Origin of the sequence: Bradyrhizobium iriomotense, from assembly GCF_018130765.1 — a bacterium.
In the GTDB taxonomy this organism is placed as follows: domain Bacteria; phylum Pseudomonadota; class Alphaproteobacteria; order Rhizobiales; family Xanthobacteraceae; genus Bradyrhizobium; species Bradyrhizobium iriomotense_A.
Map to the genome: position 1 here is coordinate 93,399 of NZ_JAFCJZ010000008.1, position 21,978 is coordinate 115,376.

The 21,978-nt window shown below is 65.2% G+C and carries 24 protein-coding genes; 12 read left to right on the top strand and 12 right to left on the bottom strand.

Translation table 11 applies throughout. From position 1 onward, the window contains the following. Positions 1–146: 146 nt before the first annotated feature. From JQ635_RS16045 to JQ635_RS16070, 6 genes are read left to right on the top strand one after another with little or no spacing between them, the layout of a single operon-like run. Positions 147–1,010, top strand: coding sequence for an ABC transporter ATP-binding protein (locus tag JQ635_RS16045; protein WP_211410810.1), 864 nt, complete (start codon positions 147–149; stop codon positions 1,008–1,010). Then, positions 1,007–1,768, top strand: a complete 762-nt coding sequence (locus tag JQ635_RS16050) for a class II aldolase/adducin family protein (protein ID WP_211410811.1) — start codon at positions 1,007–1,009, stop codon at positions 1,766–1,768. Before JQ635_RS16045 ends, JQ635_RS16050 begins: the two co-directional genes overlap by 4 nt. A gap of 23 nt (positions 1,769–1,791) precedes the next feature. Then, the gene (locus JQ635_RS16055; protein ID WP_211410812.1) at positions 1,792–2,808 is read left to right on the top strand and encodes an ABC transporter substrate-binding protein; all 1,017 of its coding nucleotides are present in this window, start codon (positions 1,792–1,794) and stop codon (positions 2,806–2,808) included. Continuing rightward, a complete protein-coding gene (locus JQ635_RS16060) occupies positions 2,805–3,620 on the top strand; it encodes an ABC transporter permease (RefSeq protein ID WP_211410813.1) in 816 nt (271 codons plus the stop codon). The genes JQ635_RS16055 and JQ635_RS16060 overlap by 4 nt, the downstream gene beginning before the upstream one ends. Continuing rightward, positions 3,617–4,375: an ABC transporter permease gene (locus JQ635_RS16065; RefSeq protein ID WP_211410814.1), complete on the top strand. Its 759-nt coding sequence runs from the start codon at positions 3,617–3,619 to the stop codon at positions 4,373–4,375. Before JQ635_RS16060 ends, JQ635_RS16065 begins: the two co-directional genes overlap by 4 nt. A 4-nt stretch (positions 4,376–4,379) precedes the next feature. Beyond that, positions 4,380–5,684, top strand: a complete 1,305-nt coding sequence (locus JQ635_RS16070; RefSeq protein WP_211410815.1) for an LLM class flavin-dependent oxidoreductase — start codon at positions 4,380–4,382, stop codon at positions 5,682–5,684. On the opposite strand, the gene JQ635_RS16075 is transcribed toward JQ635_RS16070, so the two are convergent. From JQ635_RS16075 to dapA, 11 genes are read right to left on the bottom strand one after another with little or no spacing between them, the layout of a single operon-like run. Further along, positions 5,681–6,610 carry a dihydrodipicolinate synthase family protein gene (locus tag JQ635_RS16075; protein WP_246583570.1) on the bottom strand — a complete coding sequence of 310 codons (930 nt, stop codon included), beginning with the start codon at positions 6,608–6,610 and terminating at the stop codon, positions 5,681–5,683. The genes JQ635_RS16070 and JQ635_RS16075 overlap by 4 nt on opposite strands. Before the next feature lie 15 nt (positions 6,611–6,625). Continuing rightward, positions 6,626–7,426 (bottom strand): amino acid ABC transporter ATP-binding protein, encoded by an 801-nt coding sequence (locus tag JQ635_RS16080; RefSeq protein WP_283826889.1) that lies wholly within the window; start codon positions 7,424–7,426, stop codon positions 6,626–6,628. Beyond that, positions 7,423–8,154: an amino acid ABC transporter permease gene (locus JQ635_RS16085; protein WP_027526588.1), complete on the bottom strand. Its 732-nt coding sequence runs from the start codon at positions 8,152–8,154 to the stop codon at positions 7,423–7,425. The genes JQ635_RS16080 and JQ635_RS16085 overlap by 4 nt, the downstream gene beginning before the upstream one ends. 17 nt (positions 8,155–8,171) lie before the next feature. Beyond that, positions 8,172–9,116: an ABC transporter substrate-binding protein gene (locus JQ635_RS16090; protein ID WP_246583571.1), complete on the bottom strand. Its 945-nt coding sequence runs from the start codon at positions 9,114–9,116 to the stop codon at positions 8,172–8,174. 14 nt (positions 9,117–9,130) lie between these two features. Then, complete coding sequence (locus tag JQ635_RS16095; RefSeq protein WP_246583572.1) at positions 9,131–9,433, bottom strand: DUF4286 family protein; 303 nt, start codon at positions 9,431–9,433, stop codon at positions 9,131–9,133. A gap of 16 nt (positions 9,434–9,449) precedes the next feature. Then, positions 9,450–10,400: a dihydrodipicolinate synthase family protein gene (locus tag JQ635_RS16100; protein WP_211410818.1), complete on the bottom strand. Its 951-nt coding sequence runs from the start codon at positions 10,398–10,400 to the stop codon at positions 9,450–9,452. Continuing rightward, entirely contained in the window at positions 10,397–10,828 is a 432-nt protein-coding gene (locus JQ635_RS16105) for a MaoC family dehydratase (RefSeq protein WP_211410819.1), read from the bottom strand. The genes JQ635_RS16100 and JQ635_RS16105 overlap by 4 nt, the downstream gene beginning before the upstream one ends. Positions 10,829–10,831: 3 nt before the next feature. Then, on the bottom strand, positions 10,832–11,239 hold the full coding sequence (locus JQ635_RS16110) for a MaoC/PaaZ C-terminal domain-containing protein (protein ID WP_211410820.1): 408 nt from the start codon (positions 11,237–11,239) through the stop codon (positions 10,832–10,834). Positions 11,240–11,250: 11 nt separating this feature from the next. Then, positions 11,251–12,414 carry an acyl-CoA dehydrogenase family protein gene (locus JQ635_RS16115; protein WP_211410821.1) on the bottom strand — a complete coding sequence of 388 codons (1,164 nt, stop codon included), beginning with the start codon at positions 12,412–12,414 and terminating at the stop codon, positions 11,251–11,253. Then, positions 12,411–13,601 carry a CaiB/BaiF CoA transferase family protein gene (locus JQ635_RS16120; protein WP_211410822.1) on the bottom strand — a complete coding sequence of 397 codons (1,191 nt, stop codon included), beginning with the start codon at positions 13,599–13,601 and terminating at the stop codon, positions 12,411–12,413. Before JQ635_RS16120 ends, JQ635_RS16115 begins: the two co-directional genes overlap by 4 nt. Before the next feature lie 14 nt (positions 13,602–13,615). Continuing rightward, positions 13,616–14,524 carry a 4-hydroxy-tetrahydrodipicolinate synthase gene (dapA, locus tag JQ635_RS16125; protein WP_211410968.1) on the bottom strand — a complete coding sequence of 303 codons (909 nt, stop codon included), beginning with the start codon at positions 14,522–14,524 and terminating at the stop codon, positions 13,616–13,618. A 184-nt stretch (positions 14,525–14,708) separates the two neighbouring features. On the opposite strand from dapA, the gene JQ635_RS16130 reads away from it, so the two are divergent. From JQ635_RS16130 to JQ635_RS16155, 6 genes are read left to right on the top strand one after another with little or no spacing between them, the layout of a single operon-like run. After that, on the top strand, positions 14,709–15,794 hold the full coding sequence (locus JQ635_RS16130; protein ID WP_211410823.1) for a LacI family DNA-binding transcriptional regulator: 1,086 nt from the start codon (positions 14,709–14,711) through the stop codon (positions 15,792–15,794). Positions 15,795–15,797: 3 nt separating this feature from the next. Then, complete coding sequence (locus tag JQ635_RS16135; protein ID WP_211410824.1) at positions 15,798–16,166, top strand: tautomerase family protein; 369 nt, start codon at positions 15,798–15,800, stop codon at positions 16,164–16,166. A gap of 12 nt (positions 16,167–16,178) precedes the next feature. Further along, a complete protein-coding gene (locus tag JQ635_RS16140; protein ID WP_211410825.1) occupies positions 16,179–17,321 on the top strand; it encodes an acyl-CoA dehydrogenase family protein in 1,143 nt (380 codons plus the stop codon). A gap of 4 nt (positions 17,322–17,325) precedes the next feature. Further along, positions 17,326–18,909, top strand: a complete 1,584-nt coding sequence (locus JQ635_RS16145) for an acyl CoA:acetate/3-ketoacid CoA transferase (RefSeq protein WP_211410826.1) — start codon at positions 17,326–17,328, stop codon at positions 18,907–18,909. Positions 18,910–18,918: 9 nt separating this feature from the next. After that, the gene (locus JQ635_RS16150; protein WP_211410827.1) at positions 18,919–19,458 is read left to right on the top strand and encodes a MaoC family dehydratase; all 540 of its coding nucleotides are present in this window, start codon (positions 18,919–18,921) and stop codon (positions 19,456–19,458) included. A gap of 13 nt (positions 19,459–19,471) precedes the next feature. Next, on the top strand, positions 19,472–20,308 hold the full coding sequence (locus JQ635_RS16155; protein ID WP_211410828.1) for an ABC transporter substrate-binding protein: 837 nt from the start codon (positions 19,472–19,474) through the stop codon (positions 20,306–20,308). A gap of 225 nt (positions 20,309–20,533) precedes the next feature. On the opposite strand, the gene JQ635_RS16160 is transcribed toward JQ635_RS16155, so the two are convergent. Then, a complete protein-coding gene (locus JQ635_RS16160) occupies positions 20,534–21,967 on the bottom strand; it encodes an NAD-dependent succinate-semialdehyde dehydrogenase (RefSeq protein WP_211410829.1) in 1,434 nt (477 codons plus the stop codon). Positions 21,968–21,978 lie beyond the last annotated feature (11 nt).

The window sequence follows — 21,978 nt, forward strand, 5'->3', positions numbered from 1 at the left end:
CCTCTCTCCGAGCTTTTCGCCGCTGGTCTCGCAAGTCTTATGCCTGATTTGCCGGGAAATGGCACTGGCACACGAGTTGCTAAGAGATTTTAACGCGGCCCGCTTCCGTATGCGAATGGCCGCCGCCATTATACAAGGACATGCTGGTGCAGGCCGCTCGCCTCCCCGATCCCGGACCGACCGTCGAAGCCCAGCAGGCTCACCCGAAGCCTGAGCCGCTGCTTGAGCTGCGCGCGATCAACAAGACCTTCGGCTCCGTTGCGGCGCTATCAGGACTTCAGGCGAGCATCGCGCCCGGCGAGTTCGTCACCGTCGTCGGCCCCAGCGGCTGCGGCAAGAGCACCCTCTTCAATATTGTCGCCGGCCTGGAAGAACCCGACGCCGGCGGCATCCTGCGCTTCGAGGGCAAGAGCTGCCATGCCGCCGACCTGCTCGGCCGCGTCTCCTTCATGCCGCAGCGCGATTTGCTGTTTCCCTGGCGCAACGTGGTGGACAACGCCATCCTCGCCCTCGAGGTCGAGGGCATGCCGCGCGATCAGGCGCGCGCCAAGGCGCTGAAGATGCTGCCCGAGTTCGGCCTCGCCGGCTTCGAGAAGCAGTATCCCAATCAATTGTCCGGCGGCATGCGCCAGCGCGTCGCCCTGATGCGCACCTTCCTTTTCGAGCGCGACCTGATGCTGCTGGACGAGCCGTTCGGCGCGCTCGATGCGCTGACGCGGGCGATGATGCAGCGCTGGCTGCTCGACGTCTGGCAGAAATATCGCCGCACCATTCTCTTCATCACCCATGACGTCGACGAGGCGATCTTCCTCGGCGACCGCGTGCTGGTCATGACCGCCCGCCCCGGCTCGGTGAAGCTCGAACAGGTCGTCGACCTGCCGCGACCGCGTAAGCCCGAGATCGTCACCTCCCCCGAATTCGTGCGCCTCAAGCGCACGCTGCTCGATGCGATCGAGGAGGAAAGCATGAAATCGTTCCAATCCTCCATCGCGCAGGGGCAGTCGCAATGAACGCGCACGGGATCGATCCGGCCGAGTGGGACGCCCGCGTCAAGCTCGCCGCCTGCTATCGGATGGTTGCCAAGCTCGGTATGGACGATTTGATCTACAATCACATCTCCATGCGCGTTCCCGGCCACGACGATCAGTTCCTGATCAATCCCTATGGCCTGCTGTTCGACGAGATCACCGCGTCGAGCCTCGTCAAGATCGACACTGCGGGTAACAAGCTCGACGACACGCCGCAGGCCGTCAACGTCGCGGCCTTCGTCATCCATGCAGCGATCCACACCTCGAACCATGATGCGGCCTGCGTGCTGCACACCCATTCCGACGCAAGCGTCGCGGTGTCCGGGCAGGAGAAGGGCCTGCTGCCGCTGAGCCAGTTCGCGATGCGCTTCTATGAGCGCCAGGCCTCCCACGATTACGAAGGCGTCGCCATCGATCTCGATGAGCAGACGCGCCTCGTACGCGACCTCGGCCCGCACAAGGTGATGCTGATGCGCAATCACGGCATCCTTACCGTCGGCCGGACGCCGGGCGAAGCCTTCATGCTGCTCTACTATTTCGAGCGCGCCGCGCGGATCCAGCTCCAGATGCAGGCGGCGGCCGCCGCCGGCGCCACGCTGGTGATGCCACCGCACGAGATCTGCGAGAAGGCCGCGCGCCAGTTCTGGGAATTGCAGGGCGACATCCTCGTGCCCGGCGAACGCGAATGGCCGGCCTTGATGCGCCAGCTCGATCGCACCGATCCGTCTTACCGCAATTGATTTTCACCGTCTGGAGTATGACCATGTTGAGCCGTCGTCACGCCTTCTCCGTCCTCTCCGCCATCGCATTGGCGACCGGCTCGCTCGTCACGGCCGCGCCCGCGGCCGAATTGCAGAAGGCGAGCCTGCGCCTGAAATGGCTGCCGCAGGCGCAGTTTGCAGGCTTCTACGTCGCAGCAGCCAAGGGCTACTACAAGGCCGAGGGCATCGACCTCACCATCAATCCCGGCGGCCCCAATCTGCTGACCGAAAACCTGGTCGCGACCGGCGCTGATACATTCGGCCTCTCCGGCGGCACCGACAGCGTGTTCGCCGCCCGCGACAAGGGACTGCCGATCGTCTGCATCGGCGTCTCGCACCAGATCACGCCTTTCATCTTCGTCACCCGCAAGGACGGACCGGTGAAGACGATCCAGGACTTCAAGGGCAAGACCGTCACCACCTGGTTCACCGGCGCCAACCACGTACTCAACGGCATGTTGGCCAAGGAAGGCATCAAGCCGGATGAGCTGAAGATCCAGCCGCAGCAGGTGTCGGTGACGCCGTTCGTCGACGGCAACGTCGATGTGATCACGGCGACCTATTACAACGAGTTCTACACCATCCAGTCCCGCATGCCGAAGGACAGCCTGAAGACCTTCGTCGCCGAGGATTACGGCATCACCTTCCCGCGCGACACGCTGATCGTGGCCGAAGCGACCGCCAAGGAGAAGCCGGAGCTGGTCAAGGCCTTCCTGCGCGCTTCGCTGAAGGGCTGGAAGGACGCCTTCTCCGATCCGAAGGGCGCCGTCGATACCGTGATGGCTGTCGCGCCCACGCTCGATCGCGCGCAGCAGGAGTTCATGCTCACCGAGGTGAAGCGCCTGATGACCGCGGGCGCGGCGGCCAAGAACGGCCTGTTCTGGATCGATGCCGATGCAGTCAGGACCGCCCACGACTTCTTCCTGAAGTACGGCGTGATCTCCAAGCCGGTCGACCTTGCTGCGGCCTATGACGCCAGCTTCATCCAGAGCATCCCGGCGGCGGACCGGCTACCGTGAGCAGCCCCGCGGCGACATCGCTCGGTGACGGCCGTGCGGCTGCGCGGTCGATCACCATGCCGGATTCGCTGCGCAAGCTGATCCGGCTCCTGCTCGGCCTCGCCATTGCGGCGGTGATCTGGGAAGGCGCGGTGCTGCTGTTCGGCATCCGTCCCTACTATCTGCCGCGCCTCAGCACGATCCTGATGGCGATGGCGACGACGCCGCGCGCCTATGTCGACGGCTTCCTGCGCACGCTGGCCGAGACGCTGATCGGCTTTGCGTCAGGCGGCGCGTTCGGCGTGCTCATGGGCATCCTGTTCTTCCGTGTCCGCGCGCTCCGCGAGATGATCTTTCCAATCTTCGTGGTGTCGCAGACCATTCCGGTCATCGCCTTCGGCGCGCTGGTGGTGCTCTGGTTCGGCAACACCCTGCTCGCCAAGGCGATCATCGCGTTCTACCTGACCTTCTTTCCGGTGACGGTGAACACGCTGCTGGGCCTCGAGACCGTCGATCCCAAGCAGGTCGCATTGATGCGCAGCTTCGGCGCCTCCAACAGCCAGCTCCTGCTGCGCCTGCAGCTTCCGACCGCGCTGCCGCAGATCTTCGTGGCGCTGCGGCTCGCAGCCTCGCTGAGCCTTGTCGGCGCGATCGTCGGCGAATGGTTCGGCGACACCACCGGGCTCGGCGTGCTGCTGCTCCAGGCCATGTTCACCGAGAACGTCGTCGCGATCTGGGGCGCCCTCCTCGCTGCAGCCCTGCTCGGCACCGGCTTCTACGCGGTGGTCGCCGCGGTGGAGCGGCGGCTGGTGTTCTGGAGCGCCGAGCAATGAGCCGCGCGCTCGCCTCCCCCTCGCTCGCCGTCCAGCGCGGCATTCTCGGCGCCGTCCTCCTCATCGTGTGCTGGGAGGGCGTGGCGCGCGGACTGCATCTGCCGGCCTACGTTCTCCCCGCCGTCAGCGACATCCTCGTCGGCCTCTGGGCCAAGCGCGCAATACTCATCGACGCTGCTGGCTACACGCTGCTCGAAGCGCTGGCGGGCTACGGCCTCGGCTGCCTGATCGGCGTCGGCCTCGCCGTCGCCATCGCATTGATACCGGCGCTGCGCAGCGCGATCCTGCCACTCGCAACCGCAATCAATTCGGTACCCGTGGTCGGCTATTCCCCGCTGATCCTGCTCTGGTTCGGCATCGGAATCAGCTCGAAGATCGTGATGGTGGCGATGGCGGTGAGCTTCACCATCCTGCTGTCGATGCTGGCCGGGCTCGACCGTGTCGACCGCCGCGCCGTCGACCTCATGAAGAGTTTTGGCGCCAGCCGCTTTGGCGTGCTGTGGCGCCTGCGGCTGCCGACCGCCCTGCCGCTGCTGCTCGCGGGCATGCGCGTCTCGACGGTGCGTAGCGTGATCGTGGCGATCGTCACCGAAATGTTAGGGGCCCATGGCGGGCTCGGCTGGGTGATCTATCAGGCCGTGCTCCAGATCGACTTTGTCCAGGTCTGGTCGGCGATCTTCGTCGCCTCCGCCGCGAGCCTCGCCTTCTTCGGCCTGATCGGCTTCCTCGAGCGAAAGATCCTGTTCTGGAGATGACGCCATGAAACGACAGATGCATCTCGGATTGTTCATCCTCGGCACCGGCAGCCATGTCGCGGGATGGCGCTATCCCGGCGCGGTCGACAGCTTTCAGGACTTTGCGGCGATCCAGGAGATCGGCCGCACCGCCGAGCGCGGCAAGTTCGACCTGATCTTCATGGGTGACAATCTCTATGCCGACGCGGCGGCCCATCCGTCCTACACGCTGCGGCTGGAGCCGCTGACCATGCTGGCGGCGCTTGCGACCTCGACCAGCCATATCGGTCTCGGCGCCACCGTCTCGACCACCTATAGCGATCCGTTCTCGGTCGCGCGCGTATTCGCTTCGCTCGATCACATCTCAAAAGGCCGTGCGGCGTGGAACGCCGTGACGACGGCCAATCCGGCGACCGCGGCGAATTTCGGCACGACGCACCCCGACCACGCCCGCCGCTACGAGATGGCCGGCGAGTTCCTCGACGTGGTCAAGGGCCTCTGGGATGGCTGGGCGGATGATGCCATCGTTGCCGACCGGGCCAGTGGCCTCTATATCGATCCGGCGAGGCTGCGCCCAATTGACCACGACGGCACCTTCTTCAAGGTGAAGGGTCCGCTCAACATCGGTCGCAGCCCACAAGGCCAGCCCGTCGTGCTCCAGGCCGGCGGCTCCGAGGCCGGCCAGGCGCTCGCCGCGCGCACCGCCGACATCGTGTTCTCGGTGGTGCAGGACATCGACGAAGCCAAGGCCGGCTACGCCTCGCTGAAGACGCGGCTGCCTTCGTTCGGCCGTAGGCCAGAGGACGTCACCGTGCTGCCGGGCGTGATGCCTGTGGTCGGCCGCACCGACAAGGAGGCATTCGAGAAGCTCAACATGCTGCAGAGCTTTGTCAGCGGCAGCAATGCACTCGCCATCCTGTCCGATCGGTTCGGGCGGGACATGTCGGCCTACGATCTCGACGGGCCGATCCCGGACATCGCGCCATCCGACAGCTATCACAGTTTTGCCAGCGTCATGCTCGCCAAGGGCCGCCGCGAGAACATGACGCTGCGCGATCTTTACAACCTCACCGCCGCCGCCCGCGGCCATTGGGTGCTGTGCGGCTCGGCCGAACGCATCGCCGATACGCTTCAGCTCTGGTTCGAGGAGCATGCCGCCGACGGCTTCAACGTGATGCCGCCCTATTTCCATGAGGGCTTCGAGGACTTTGTCGAGCTCGTCGTGCCTATCCTGCAGGAGCGAGGGCTGTTCCGTGCGGATTATGAGGGTACGACATTGCGCGATCATCTCGACCTTGCGCGGCCGGCCAATCCGTTCTTCGCACCCTAGAGCGCGCCGGCGATCCGGAGAGCCTGTTCGAGCGCCTTTAGCTCAGCCGGCGTCGCCGGCGGCTGCGGCGGTCGCGCCGCGTCGCATGACAGGCGGCCGAGCAATTTCAGGCACGCCTTGAGCCGCACCGTCGCACGCCCTCCCGGCGCATCGCGATAGATCGCAACCGCGAGCGGATAGAGCTTCTCATGCGCGGCGCGCGCCCGCTCCCAATCGCCGGCTTCCGCCGCAGTCCAGAGGCTTACAACCAGCTCCGGAACGACGCAGGCAAGGCTGACCTGACTACCGGCGGCGCCGATGAGATAGCTCGTCAGCAGATGCTCGTCGCCCGAGCCAAGCACGACGAACTCCGGTCGCAGCTTGCGGATCAGTCGCAGATTCTGCTCATAGGTCGCGACCTCCCAGCTTCCCTCCTTGACCGCAACGAAGCGCGGATCGGCAACGAGCCGCTCCAGCAACGTCTGTGCATAAGCCATGGCGCCTGCACCGACCGGCGCGGCGTAAAGCATCAGCGGCGAGGTGGTGGCATCGCGGATGTGGCGGTGATGCTCGATCACGCACTCATCGGCATGGCCGAGCGCCCAGCTGTTGGGCGGAAACACCAGGAGCCCGTCCGCACCCGCCTGCTCCAGTGTGGCCGCTTCGCGCGCGGCCTCCAGGCTCGATTCGTGATTGACCCCTGAGACGATCAGGCACCCCTTCGGAGCGTGCTCGCGCGCCAGTTCCACCACGCGCCGCTTCTCGGCCAGCGACAGCACAAAGTTCTCGCCGGCGTGACCGTTGACCAATAGTCCGTTGATGCCCGGCGTGGACGCGACCGAGGCGAGGTGCGCCGCCAACTGCGCCTCATCGACCCCATAATCGGCCGTCATTGGCACGATCGTGGCGGCGTGGATGCCGCGCAGGCGGTCGCTGAATGTCCGCATCTCCGCCGACATCGGCTAGTGAATGATCTGATCGAGGAACGTCCGCGCCCGCTCGGACTTCGGATTCTTGAAGAATTCTTCGGGCGCGGCCTGCTCGACCACCTTGCCCTCGTTCATGAACACGATGCGGTCGGCGACCTCGCGGGCAAAGCCCATCTCGTGGGTCACGCACAGCATGGTCATGCCCTCCTCCGCGAGCTTCTTCATGGTCTCCAGCACTTCCTTGACCATCTCGGGGTCGAGCGCCGAGGTCGGCTCGTCGAACAGCATGATCTTCGGCCGCATGCACAGCGCCCGCGCGATCGCGACGCGCTGCTGCTGGCCGCCCGAGAGCTGCCCGGGGAATTTCTCGGCCTGATCCGGAATCCGGACTTTTGTCAGGAAATGCATCGCGAGGTCCTTGGCCTCCGCCTCGCTCATGCCGTTCGCGGTCATCGGCGCCAGGGTGCAGTTCTCCAGCACCGTCATGTGCGGAAACAGATTGAAGCTCTGGAACACCATGCCGGTGTCCCGCCGGACCGCATCGATGTTCTTGCGCTGATGGTCGAGCTCGACGCCGTTGACGTAGATCAGGCCCTCGTCGTGCTTCTCGATGTGGTTGATGCAGCGAATGAGCGTCGACTTGCCCGAGCCGGAGGGCCCGCAGACCACGATCTTCTCGCCCTTGGCGACCTTGAGATCGATCTGATCCAGTGCGGTGAAGTCGCCATAGTGCTTGTAGACCGCCTCCATGCGAACCGCGGGGATCTCGCCCAATTGTGGTTGCGCCGTTGCGCCTTCGACACCACTCGCAATATTCATCGACATCTCGCTCATGCCCGGGCCTCCACGCTCGCTTGCGCAACCGGCGCCCTCGTCGCAACCTTCCTGGATTTCGCAACACTCGATCGACCGAAATGCTTCTCGAGCCGGCGCTGCACCGCATCCCAGACCGATGTGAGGATCAGGTAATACGCCGTTGCAGCCGCATAGACTTCAAGGATCTGGAAATGCTCCTGCATCAGCATGTCACTGCGGCGCATCAGCTCCTCGACCGAGATCACGGAGGCGAGCGAGGTCGCCTTCAGGAGCGAATTGATGGAGTTGCCGAGCGGCGGGATCATCAGCCGGAACGCCTGCGGCAGGGTCACGCGGCGGAACGTCACCCAGGGCGACAGGCTGAGCGCCCAGGCCGCTTCGCGCTGCCCCGCCGACACCGCCATGAAGCCGCTGCGCACGATCTCGGCGAGATAGGCGGCTTCGTTGAGGATCAGGCCGACGAGCGCGCAAGTGATCACGCTGAACTTGATCCCGAGCTGCGGCAGGCCGCTGTAGATCACCACGAGCTGGATCAGCAGCGGCGTTCCCCGGAAGAACCAGATATAGAAGCGCGCGGCGCCCGCGAGCACCGGATTGGACGACATGCGCAACAACGCGATGCCCATGCCGAGAATCAATCCGCCGACAACCGCCGCCACCGTCAAGCCGATGGTGACGAGCACTCCCTTCATCAGGAAGTAGTTGAAGAAGTAGCTGACGGCGGCCGTCGGACTGAAATGGCTCATCGGCTCGTCTCCGTATCTCAGGCCGGACCGGGGCCGGCGATCGCAAGCGGCTGATCGGCCGGCATGGCGGTCAGGCCGAACTTGTCGAACAGCGTCTGATAAAAGCCGTCAGCCCGCATCGCGTTGAGCGCCTTGACGACGGTATCGGCGACCGTCTTGTTGCGGAAACCGAGCGTCGTCCTGGCCGTGCCGAGCCCGCTCATAACTTCCTTCACGCGACCACGGCCGACGAGATCGCGCGCCACGCTGTCGACCAGCAGCGCGTTATCCACCTGCCCCGCAAGCAGCGCACTCACAACGTTCGTCGCGGTCGGGAACGTGCGCATCTCTACGGCTGCGCCGCCCTTTGCCACGCTCGCATCGCTGAGTTTCTTGAGCCAGTTCATCTGGTAGCTGCTGACCTCGACCGCGGATGACTTTCCGATCAGATCGTTCTCGGTAGCAAATTTTGTGCCGCTATCGGGCGCAACCACGACCGAGATCGCCTGAATGGCGTACGGCACCATGTACATCAGCTTCGAGCGTTCCTCGGTCCAGAACATGCCGGTATTGACGCCGTCGATGCGCGCTGCGCCCAAGGCAGGAATCATGGCCGGAAAATCCATCCGGACGAGTTCGACGGGAAGACACAACCGTTTGCCGAGCTCGGCGGCGAGTTCCACGTTGAGGCCCTGCAACTGACCGTCCTTGTCGACGAATTGCTGCGGCGGATTGGTCGGGTTGATGGAGAGCTGCAACTTGCCGGGCGCAATCAGATTGTCATCGGTGATTGCGGGGGTGCAGGCGGCATGCACCGCCGTAGATGCGAGAACGAGCGCGGCGGCCGCACTCAAGCGAAGCAGTGTCGAGACCATGGATACCTCCAGTAAGACGCCAATGACCGATGCAGTCCCTCGTCCGGGATTCCCCTTTGACGTTTCTTGGATGCGGCCGGCCAGATTTCGCGAGATGGCAGGCAGCATCGTCCTTGATCCACTCAAGCCGGTCCCGACATCGGCCTGAGTTGAATGCGCATAAAATTCTTCACCAGGGATTCAAACGGGCCAAAACCCTTCACCTTCAAAAACTCGGGCGTCTCGAATGCCCATCGCCCTGCGACTTCGTACATCGCGGCGTATTTCGGCCCGTCGCCGACCGAGACGAAGCGCTTCGCCGAGAGCCAGCCGGGACAGGCGAGCAAATCGGGGAAATGCTTCTGCTCGTACCAGGCGTTGAACGCGGCCTCATGCTCGGGATCGATGTCGACCCGCACGATATGGATGAAGGCTTCGTCCGCCATCGGCTCGCCCCTCATGCTAAGTGCGGATGTCGCCGGCCGCGCGCGCCGCGCCGACCGTCGTTGCAATGGCATCGCACAGCGCAGGCAGAACCGGCAGCAGCGGCGGCCGCGGATCGGCGTTGCGGATCAGGCCGAGCGCCTTCAGCCCGACCTTCATGCGCGTGTGCATGTCCATGATCGGCGCGGGCCCGTAGATGGCGCGGACGATCGGATAGAGCCGCTCGTTGACGGCGCGCATCGCCTTGAGGTCCTCGGCAAGCGAAGCCTGCCAGAGCGCTGCGAACAGATGCGGCGCGAGGCTGACGAGGCCGGAGAGGATGCCGTCGCCGCCGACGGCGAGCTGCGGCAGGAACCAGTTGAAGTTCGACGGTAGGATCGCGACGGAAGCGTCGGCCTGCTTCACCGCCCGCCGGTTCTCGTCATAGGCCAGCATGGTATCGCTGCCTTCCTTGATGGCGATGACGCTGTCGAGCGCTGCGATCTTCGCCAGCGTCTCCGGCGAGTAGCCGAAGCCGGACGTCAGCGGATACTGGAAGACCGAGACCGGAACTTTGATCGCGGAGCTGACCGCCTGCACGAAGGCCACCGGCGCGCGCGAGGTCGCCGAGGCGCCGCCGCCGAGCGGCGCGGGCGGAAACAGCACGGCGCAATCGGCGCCGGCGGCTTCCGCGAGCTGGGCCTGGTGGATCGCTTCCGCGGTGGAATGCGCGATGATGCCGGCCAATAGCGGCTTGCTGCCGATCTGCCGGCGCGTCCGCTCGATCACGGCCTGACGCTCGTCGTCCGAGAGCGACCCGCCCTCGCCGGCGTGGCCATTCACGAACACCGCCGCGATGCCGTCCGGGCACGCGCAATGTTCGAGCACGCGGGCATAGCCGTCCCAGTCAATCGAGCTGTCGTCCCTAAAGGGCAGCACGGTCGCGACCGTGACGCCGCGCAAATCGGGTTTCTTCATCGGCTTGCTCATGACGGTTTCCGCCGCGGAAATTTCAGGCTGGCGCGCACCTTCAGCACTTCGAGGCCGCCCTCGTTGCGCGCGCTCGCCTCCCAGATGATGGTGCGGGTTTCGTCGTGCTGCTCGGCAATCCAGACGTCGAAGGTGAGCGTGTCGCCGTAGAACACGGGACCGGTGAACCAGAACCGGTCCTCCACCGAGACGCCGATGGTGCCGACCAGCTCAGAGGTGAGGATGCTGGTGCAGAGACCCGCGACCATGATCCCCGGCGCGAGTCTCCGGCCAAAGCGCGTCGCGCCGGCATAGACCTCGTCGACATGAACGGGACCAAAATCGCCAGTCGCGGCGATGTAGAGCGCCCCATCCGCCTCGGTGATGGTCTTGCTCAGGCTGACCCTGTCATTCACCTTGAGATCGTCGAAGGATTTTGGCTCGTACATGGCTCAGCCCTTCGCGAAGGGAACCAGCGTCGCGGTGCCGTCCACCACGGTCGCGCCTGAGGGCGACAGCGTGCAGGTAACGCGGCAAGTCGCCTCCTCCCCCGTAACCGAAACGATCTCGGCCCTGGCCTCGACGGACTCGCCAACGATCACGGGCGCGGCAAAATTCAGCGCGATGCTGCCGATCCGCCGCGTTGGTCCACCGAGCTGGCTAAGGCAGGTGGTGGCAAGACCGCCGACGGCGAGCTCGAAGGCAACCATGTTGGAGGCGCCCGCCTTTTTGGCGCGGACGGCGTCGACATAGAGACCGCCGAGATTGCCGCTGATGCCGGTGAACATCGCCTGCTCGGCGACCGTCATGGTCTTGCGGAAGGCAAAGGTGGCGCCGGGCTTGAGAGGTGCGTGGGACATGAGGCGTTTCCCTAGAGCTGCAGGCCGTTCTTGATGGTGCTGCGCGCGACCAGCATGCGGTGAATCTCGGAGGTGCCGTCATAGATGCGGGTGACGCGGGCGTCGCGATACATGCGCTCCAACGGCAGGTCCTTGCTGAACCCCATGCCGCCGAACACCTGGATGGCGCGATCGACGACGCGGCCCTGCATCTCGGAGGCCGCGACCTTGATCATCGAGACCTTGTCGCGCGCATCCTTGCCCTGATCGATGTCCCAGGCGGCGTTCATCACCATCATCTTGACGCCAAAGATCTCGGTGGCGGAATCGGCGATCAGCTTCTGCACCATCTGGAAGTCGCCGATCAGCTGGCCGAACTGGCGCCGCTCGCCGGCATGCTTGCGCATCATCTCCAGCGCGCGCTGCGCCATGCCCACGGCGCGCGCGCCGATATGGGCGAGACGGATCTGGAGCACGCTCTGCATGATCAGCTTGAAGCCGCCGCCGACCTCGCCGAGCACGGCCGCCTTGGGAATGCGGCAATCTTCAAAACTCAGCTCGGCATGGCCGTAGCCGCGATGGCCCATCATCGGCTGGGTGCGGGCGACCTTGAAGCCGGCCGTAGCCCGATCGACCAGGAACAGGGTGATGCCGCCGCGGGCACGTTTCTCCTTGTCGGTCAGCGCCATCAGGATCACGTAGTCGGCGATGTCGCCGTCGCTGATGAAATGCTTGGTGCCGTTGAGCACCCACGCATCACCGTCAAGATGCGCCGTGGTGCTGATCGACGCAGCATCGGAGCCGGCGCCCGGCTCGGTGATCGCCATGGCGCAGATCTTGTCGCCCTTCACCGTCGGCAGCAGGTAGCGCTCGACCTGATCGCCCTTGCAGGCCATCAGCATCGGATAGACCTGGCCGAACACGCGGCGGATCAACGCGTCCGAGGTCTTGCCGAATTCCTCCTCGACCAGGCAATGCTCGACGCAGGTGAGCCCGCCGCCGCCGACATCGGCCGGCATGTTCATGGCGTAAAGGCCGAGCTTCTGCGCCTTGGCCTTGGTGACCGCGAGCGCGTCGGCCGGCACCCTGGCCGTCTGCTCCACGACGTCTTCGAGCGGCTGCACTTCCGTCTCGACGAAGCGGCGGACGGTGTCGACCAGGAGGCGGGTCTCCTCAGGGACCGAAAAATCGATCATCGCGCCACTCCCACCGCCTTGCCGGCGACCATGGCGTCGATCTCAGCGGCACCGTAGCCGATCTCGCCGAGCACCTCGCGCGTCTGCGCCCCCAGCCGCTGCGGCACCAGCCGCACCTCGGGCGTCCGGCCGTCATAGCGCGCGGGATGCGCGACCATCCAGATCGGCGCAGCGCCTGCACTCTCGGCACTCTTGAATACGCCGAGATGCTTGAGCTGGGGATCGGAGACAAGGTCGTTATAGTCCTGCACTGGCGCGTGCCAGATCTTCGCGGCTTCCAGCGCGGGCAACCATTCCGCCGTCGGCTTCTGCTTCAACCTGATAGCAACGATCCGCGTGATCTCCTCGCGCTTCGAGAAACTGTCGGTGTCGGCGAATTGCTTCAGCTCTTCGCTGCCGAGCGCGACTGCGAGCGCCCTGGGCGTGGACATGGAGATCGCCATATGCCCATCCGCGGTGGCGTGAACGCCGTAAGGCCCGGGGCTGAACCACGCTGCGATGCCGGCTGGACCGCGCGACGTCGGCGACGGCGCGCCGTTGAGCCAGGCGGTCAGCGGCTCGACCTGGAGATCGAGCGCGGCCTGATAGAGGTTGACCTCGACGAGCTGGCCCTTCCCGGTCTTGGTCCGCGCGAACAGCGCCGCGAGAATGCTCATGGCATAGAGCGAGGCGGCATGCTGATCGACGATAACAGCACCGACCGCCGTCGGCTCGCCATCGGCGCGTCCCGTCCGCATTGCAAGGCCCGACATCGCCTGGAGCAGAAGATCCTGGCCGGGACGATCCTTGTACGGCCCGTCCGATCCGAAGCCGGTCGCGACCGCATAGATCAGGCCCGGGTTGATTGCCTTCAACGTGTCGTAGCCGAGGCCGAGCTTGGCCATGGTGCCCGGCCGAAAGTTCTCCATCACGACATCGGCGGTCGCGACCAGCTTCTTCACCGCGGCAATGCCGTCGGGATGCTTGAGATCGACGGCGATGCTGCGCTTGTTGCGCCCCGTGGCCAGATGATTGACGCTGTCGCCTGCCACGAAATGATTGGCGACCGCCCAGTTGCGTTGAAACGCCCCCTCGATCGGCTCGACCGCGATGACGTCGGCGCCGAGATCGGCCAGCGTCTGCGCCGCCAGGGGCCCAGCGAGATAGTGGTTGAAGCTGAGGATCTTGACGCCGTCGAGCAGGTTCATCCGTTCACCTCAGTTCAAGCAGCCGCAACCGGCGCACCGCGCCAAGCGAGATCGAACGTCTCGACCAGGGCACGCGCGGCCGCATCCTGCGCGGCCGGCAATGGCAGCCGCGGTGGGCGCGGATGGCCGGCTGCAAAACCCATATGACTGAGCAGCGCCTTGGTGCCGGCGACATAGGCCTGGCCGCCGACGAATTCGATCACCGGCAGGTGTTTGAGATAGAGCTCGCGCGCCTCCTTGATCGCGCCGTGGTCGGCGACGAGGCTGAAGATGCGGGCCATCTCCGCCGGGACCACGTTGGAAGCCACGGCTACCCAGCCCTGGGCACCCTCGACGAAGGATTCGAAGCCGAGGATGCCGCCGAACACAGTCATTTTGTCGCCGCAGAGGCGGATGATGTCGCGCACGCGCGTCACCTCCAGCGTCGACTCCTTGATGTAGAGGCAGTTGTCGATCTCGGCGATGCGCGCCACCAGCTGTGGCTTGAGATCGACATTGGCGGTTGCCGGATTGTTGTAGACCATGATCGGCAGCGAGATCGCATCCGCCACCGTCTTGTAATGATGCACGAGCTCGTCGTCGGTCGGGGTCGAATAGAATGGCGGGATGATCATCACGCCATCGGCGCCCAGTTTTTCGGCACGGCGACTGAGGCGCACCACCTCGCGCGTATCTTCCGCACCGGTGCCGATCAGCACGGGGACGCGGCCCGCGGCCTGGCGAATGACGACCTCGGCAACCAGCGCCTTCTCGTCGTCGTCCATGGAGAGGAACTCGCCGGTCGAGCCAAGCGGGATCAGCCCGTGAATGCCCTGCGCGATCTGCCAGTCGACGAAGGCGCGCAAGGCCGCGACATCGACCTCGCCCGCTGCCGTGAACGGGGTGATCATGACGGTGTAGGTGCCGCGAAACGTCTTCATCAGGGAACTGCCGGGTGCTCGGGTGGATTCAGGTGACGGATGCCGCCTGCGGAATATCCGCACGCCTTATGCAATCGTTTGCATAAATGGCTCTGCATTGGGCAACACCATCCATTTTTTGAGCTTGATCCGCGTGGAATAAGCTCATAGCGTTTCTGCAATCGTTTGCAGTCTATCGGCAGGTTTGATGAGCGTCACGCTCAAAGATGTGGCACAGGCGGCCCGCGTTTCGGTCAGCACTGCTTCCCGAGCTCTGACGGGAACCGGCCTGACCAGCGAGCGCACGCAGCAGCGCCTGGTGCGCATCGCGCGCGAGCTCGGCTATCGGCCGAACCCGATCGCGAGGGGCCTCAAGACCGGGCAGTCGCGGCTCGTGGCGCTTCTCGTCCACAATCTCACCAACGCCTCGTTCCAGGTGATGGCCGAAGTGGTGCAGGCGCGCCTGAAGGCGCTGGGTTATCAAATGCTTCTGTGCATCGGCGGCGACGATCCGCAGCAGGAGAGCGACACCCTCACCACGCTGGTCGACCACCGCATCGACGGGCTGATCGTGGTGCCCACCGGCAAGAACGGTCCGCAGCTCAAGGCGCTCTCGAAGGACGTGCCCATCGTCTGCCTGGTGCGACGCGATGACGCGACCGATCTCGAGACCGTGCTGGCCGACGATCCGCAAGGCGCTTATCTGGGCACGCGTCATTTGATCGAGCTCGGGCACAAGCGCATCGGGCTGATCGTTGGCCGCCAGGACACCACGTCCGGTCGCGAACGGTTGTCCGGCTATGTCCGCGCACTGCGAGAAGCCGGCATCGCCAGGGACGACACATTGATTCATGCCGGCCATTTCGAGCCCGAGACCGGCGCGACCTGCGCCCGCAAGCTGCTCGATCTCCCCCGCCCGCCCAGCGCGATCTTCGTCGCCAATCACGAGGCAACGCTCGGCGTGCTGCGCGTGACGGCGGAACGGAACATCGTCATTCCCGACGATCTCTCGCTGCTCTGCTACGAGGACATGCCGTGGTTCGAATGGCATCGTCCGGCCATCAGCATCGTCGACAACGGCGCGCGCGATCTTGCCAATCTCGCCGTCGACCGGCTGCTGCATCGCATGGACGCCAAGGGCAATGGCAATGACGGCGTTCGCGAATATCGCGTCGGCGCCAAGCTGATCCAGCGCGACTCCTGTCGCCAGTTCGATGCCCCCGCCCCTGCGAGATCCGGCAAGTCCAAATCGTCTTTATCCAAATCATCTGCGGCCAAATCCGCGAAGGTCTGATCGATGCCCTATGTCGAAGTGCTCGCCCCGCAAGTCCCAAACCAGCGCAAGGCCGCACTGGCCCGGTCCGTGACCGACGGCCTGATGTCGGCGTTCGGCGTCACCGCCGACACGGTCACGCTCTATTTCCTGAACATTGCACCCGATGACTACGCCCATGCCGGCACGTTCGGCGCTCCCGCCACCGGCCAACGCATCCTGCTCAAGGTCCACGCCTTCCGCCGCAGCGAGGCCGAGCGCCGCGCCGCCGCCATCGCGCTGACCCGCGCCGTATGCAGCGCCTATGGCGTGCCCGGCGACGACGTCGCGGTCTATTTCTGCGATCGCGACCGCAGCGAAGTCTCCCACGATTCCAAGCTCGCCAGCGACTGACGGGAGCACACGATGGATCGCTTTTACACCGAGGACCAGAAAGCTCTCCGCGACACCGCCCGCCGCTTCGCGGAAGCCGAGATCCTGCCGCGCGCCGCCGCCATCGATCGCGAGGACCGTTTCGACCGCGCGCTCTACAAGGGCATGGCCGATCTCGGCCTGTTCGGCATCTGCCTGCGCGAAGGCGCCGGCGGCGCCGGCCTCGACGCGGTCGCAGCCTGCATCGCGATGGAAGAGCTCGCGCGTTGCTCCGGCGCGGTCGCCAATGCTTTCGCGATCCCCGTTGAAGCAGTGCTGTTCTTCGACCATCACGGCACCGACGCGCACAAGGCGCTGATCCCGAAGATATTGAGCGGCGACATCATTCCCGCCACCGCCGTCTCCGAGCCCGACCACGGCTCCGACGTAGCTAGCATCCGCACCAACGCGGTGCGCGAGGGCAATGGCTGGCGGCTCAACGGCACCAAGGCCTGGGTGACGCTCGGCGGCGTTGCCGACCGCATCATGGTGTTCGCGCGCACCGGCAGCGAGGCAGGCCACCGTTCCATCTCGTGCCTGCTGGTCGACGGCGCCCTGCCCGGCATTGCCCGCGGCAAGAACGAGGAACTGCTCGGCATGCACGGCCTCGACGACTGCCAGATCACCTTCTCCGACGTGCGCCTGCCCGCGGACAGCGTGATGGGGCCGGAGAACCAGGCCTTCAAGATGGCGATGAGCAATTTCAACTTCAGCCGGCTGATGATGGCTTCGATGGCGCTCGGCATGGCGCAGGCCGCGTTTGAGGACGCGACCGCCTATGCCAAGGACCGCAAGCAGTTCGGCCAGGCCATCATCGGCTTCCAGGCGGTGCAGTTCATGCTCGCGGACATGTCGACCGACATCGCCGCTGCGCGCCTCCTCATCCACCACGCCGCGCGCCTGCACGATGCCGGCGAGCCGATCGCCAAGGAGGCGGCGCAGGCAAAGCTGTTCACCACCGACATGGCGATGAAGCACGTCTCCAACGCGCTGCAGATCCACGGCGGCAACGGCTATTCGCGCGAGTACCGCATCGAGCGGATCTTCCGCGACGTCCGCCTCGCCCAGATCTACGAGGGCACCAACCAGATCCAGCGGATGATCATCGCCCGCCAGGTCGAGAAGGAGGCCGCGTGAGGGCATGCTGAGCATCATCACCGCGAAAGAAGCCGCAGGCCTGATACGCGACACTGACACGCTGATCGTCGGCGGCAATGGCGGCACGGGCGCGGCCGAAGCCATCCTCGATGCGCTGGAGCAGCGCTTCCTCGGCGGCCAGGGCCCGCACAATCTGACGCTGATCAACATCACCGGCGTCGGCGCCGTCACCGAGAAGGGCCTCTGCCATCTCGCCCATGAAGGCCTGATCGCGCGCGTGATCGGCGGCAATTTCGGCCTGCAAGTGCCGTTCATGCGCCTCGTCCGCGACGAGCTGATCGACGCCTATAATTTCCCTCAAGGCGTGATGAGCCAGCTCTGCCGCGCCATGGCTGCGAAGCATCCCGGCGTGCTCACCCATGTCGGCCTCAACACCTATATGGACCCGCGCCAGGACGGCGGCCGCATGAACAAGCGCACCACCGCGCCGCTGGTGGACCTGCTCGAGCTGCATGGCCAATCGTACCTGCTCTACCGCGTCCCCGCCCCGCCCGACGTCGCCATCATTCGCGGCACCTCGGCCGACGAGGACGGCTATATCAGCATGGAGCACGAGGGCACCACGCGCGAGGATCTCTCGATCGCGCAGGCCGTGCACAATGCCGGCGGCACGGTGATCTGCCAGGTCAAGCGCATCGTCAAGCGCGGCTCGATCCATCCGCAGATGGTGAAGATCCCGGGCTTCCTGATCGACCATGTCGTGCTCGAGCCCGATCAGATGCAGACCTACGGCACCGCCTACGATCCCGCGCGCTGCGGCGAGACGCGCGTGCCGGTGGCGATGATCACGCCCGATCCGCTCACCGAACGCCGGGTCATCGCTCGCCGCGCCGCCTTCGAGCTGCGTCCGCGCGACGTCGTCAATCTCGGCGTCGGCATCTCCGCGATGATCCCCAATGTCGCGGCCGAGGAAGGCATCTCCGACCTGATCACCCTGACGGTGGAGTCCGGCGTGGTCGGCGGCGTGCCGGGCCACGCCCGCGAGTTCGGCACCGCCATCAATCCGCGCGTCATTCTCGACCAGGCCTATCAGTTCGACTTCTACGATGGCGGTGGCCTCTCCTGCGCCTTCCTCTCCTTCGCGGAAGTTGATGAAGCCGGTAACGTCAACGTCACCCGTTTCGGCGAGCGCCGCGACGGCTCCGGCGGCTTCATCGACATCACCCAGAACGCCAAGCGGCTGATCTTCAGCGGCACCATGACCGGCGGCAAGTTCGACATCGGCGTCGAGAACGGCCGCCTCGCGATCCGGCGCGACGGCGCCTTCCGCAAGTTCGTCCCACAAGTCGGCCAGATCAGCTTCAGCGCCTCGCTCGCCGCCCAGCGCGGCCAGCATGTCAGCTACGTCACCGAGCGCGCCGTGTTCGAGCTCGAGAACGGCCACGTGACCCTGACCGAGATCGCGCCTGGCGTGCGCCTCGAGGAGGACATCCTCGCCCATATGGGCTTTCGCCCACGCATCAGCCCGCAGCTTAGGGATATGGACCCGCGCATCTTCCGCTCCGGGCCGATGGGGATCGCGCAGAGCTTCAAGGCGCTGCCGGCGCGGCCACGGAAGGTTGCCTGAGGGATCAGCATGAACGTCAGCGCCCCGATCAATCTGCGTTACGAAGACATCGCGCTCGGCGCGGAGTTCGAGACCGCGGTGCACACCGTGACCGAGGCTGATATTGCAGTCTTCGCCGATGTCACGCGCGATCACCACCCGCTCCATATCGACGGCGCCTATGCGCGCTCGCGCGGCTTTCCCGCCGTGATCGGCCACGGTCTGTATGGCCTGTCGCTGATGGAAGGGCTGAAGTCGGAGCTGAAGCTGTACGAGGAGACCTCTGTCGCCTCGCTCGGCTGGGACGAGGTGAAATTCAAGGGCCCCATCGTTGCCGGTGACAGCTTGCGCGTCCGCTTCCGCTTCGTCGAGAAGCGGCCGACCAAGAACCCCGCGCGCGGCATCGTCGTCGAAACGCTCGACCTCCTCAACCAGCGCGACGAGGTGGTGACCGCCGCCCGTCACATCTCGCTGATCCTGACACGGCAAGCCGATGCTGCGGCGGCCACATGCCGAGACAATGAAGAAGACGCGGACCGGAGAACGGCTCCTCTGCCACCCACGATTTGATCGGAGTATTCAGATGCGATTTCCAAAAACCATCTCCGCCCTCGTCCTTCTGGTCGGCCTGACGCAGGCCGCCGGCGCCCAGACCTGCACGCCGAAAGTACCGGCCTCGAGCCTGATCGAGGCGCCGAAATGGCAGATGTCGATCAATCCGACGCTGCCGCCGCAGCAATTCGTCGACGATAAGGGCGAGCTGCAGGGCCTCAATGTCGAGCTCGCCCGCGAGATCGCCAAGCGGATCTGCGTCGAGCCGGTGTTCCTGCGCATGGACTTCCCGCCGATGATCCCGGCGCTGCGCTCCGGCCGCTTCGATGCCATCAACACCGGCCTGTTCTGGACCGAGGAGCGCTCGAAGATGCTCTACCTCGTGCCCTACGCGCAGCAGGCGATCAGCATCTACACCGACCCCTCCTCCAGCCTGAAGCTCGAAAAATTCGAGGATCTCGCCGGCCGCGTGGTGGGCGTGGAATCGGCGACCTACACCGAGCGCAAGGCGCGCGAGTTCAGCACCGCGATGGAGGCCAAGGGCCTCAAGCCGATCGAGCTGCGCACCTTCACCACCGTCACCGCCACCTCGGCGGCGCTGCGCGCCGGCCAGCTCGAGGCGGCGCTGAACATCAACGAGACCGCCAACTCGCTGGAGCAGAAGGGCATCGCAAAAATCTGGGTCCGCGACATCGCCGGCACCGATATCACGTTCGCATTCCGCGACAAGCTGCTCGCCCAGGCCGTCGCCGATGCCCTCACCGCGATCCGCACTGATGGCACCTATGACAAGCTGTTCGACAAGTTCGGCATGACCAAGCTGAAGGCCACGACGTTTGCGATCAGGGGTGATGGACCGACGAATTGAGAGTGGTGCGCGCTTAGTTTCGAGAAGCACGCACTCTCGTGTCCCGGACGCGCAGCAACGCGTTGGCGTTGCTGCGCAGAGCCGGGACCCAGATGGCAACCAAGGGACTTGAGGTGAGATGGGCCCCGGCTCTGCAGCGCACCGCTAAGAGCGCTGCGCTGCGTCCGGGGCACGAGTGCCGCAGAGTAGGTTCGCGCAAACGTAACCCACCCTACGCAGTGGACCTTACGCGCTCGCCTGGGTCACGAACTTCGTGTTGAGGTACCCCTCGATCGCCTCGAGACCACCCTCCGAGCCACAGCCGGAATCCTTGATGCCGCCGAACGGCACTTCGGGCAGCGCGAGGCCGTGGTGGTTGATCGAGACCATGCCGCTCTCGACGTCGGCACCGATCGCCTGCATCGTCTTGGTCGAGGTGGTGTAGGCATAGGCCGCCAGGCCGTAAGGCAGACGGTTGGCCTCGGCCACCACCTCATCATAGCTGCGGAACGAGGTAATCGGAGCAAGCGGCCCGAACGGCTCCTCGTTCATGATGCGGGCATCGCGCGGCACGTCGGTGATGACGGTCGGCTCGAAGAAGAAGCCTTCATTGCCGATGCGCTTGCCGCCGGCCTGCACCTTGGCGCCGCGCTGCACGGCGTCGGAGACCAGACCTTCCATCGCGTCGACGCGGCGCGGGTTCGCCAGCGGACCCATGCGGGTCTCCTTGTCCAGGCCATTGCCAACCTTGAGGCTCTTGGCCGCCGCAACGAACTTGTCCACGAAGGGCTGGTAGACACTTTCATGCACCAGGAAGCGCGTCGGCGAGACGCAGACCTGGCCGGCATTGCGGAACTTGTTCGCCGAGAGAATTTTTGCGGCGTTGTCGAGGTCGGCATCCGCGAACACGATCGCCGGCGCATGACCGCCGAGCTCCATAGTGACGCGCTTCATGTGCAGACCGGCGAGTGCGGCCAGATGCTTGCCGACTGCGGTCGAGCCCGTAAAACTAATCTTGCGGATGATCGGATGCGGAATGAGATATTCCGACACTTCGGCAGGCACGCCGAACACCAGCTGGACGACGCCGGGGGGAATGCCGGCATCGGCATAGGCGCGCACCAGCTCCATGCAGCTTGCCGGCGTCTCTTCCGGACCCTTGACGATGATCGAGCAGCCGGCGGCGAGCGCGGCCGAGATCTTGCGCACAGCCTGGTTGATCGGGAAATTCCACGGCGTGAACGCGGCGACCGGGCCGACCGGCTCCTTGGTCACGAGCTGGGAGACGTTGCCCATCCGCGGCGGCACGATGCGGCCATAGGCGCGGCGGGCTTCCTCCGAGAACCAGTCGATGAGATCGCCGGCCAGCATGGTCTCGCCCTGCGCTTCCACCACCGGCTTGCCCTGCTCCATGGTCATCACGGGCGCGATCTCGGCGGCGCGGGAGCGGATGATGTCGGCAGCCTTGCGCATCAGCTTGTAGCGGTCGTACGGCGACGTCTTGCGCCAGACTTCGAACCCGGCCTTGGCGGCTTCCAGCGCGCGGTCGAGATCCGCCTTCGAGGCGTGCGGGGCTTTGCCGATCGGCTGACCGGTGGCGGGATTGAGGATGTCCTCCGACTTGCCGGACGTACCGTCGGTCCACTCGCCGGCGATGAACATTTGAACTTTCGGATACATCCCAGGTCTCC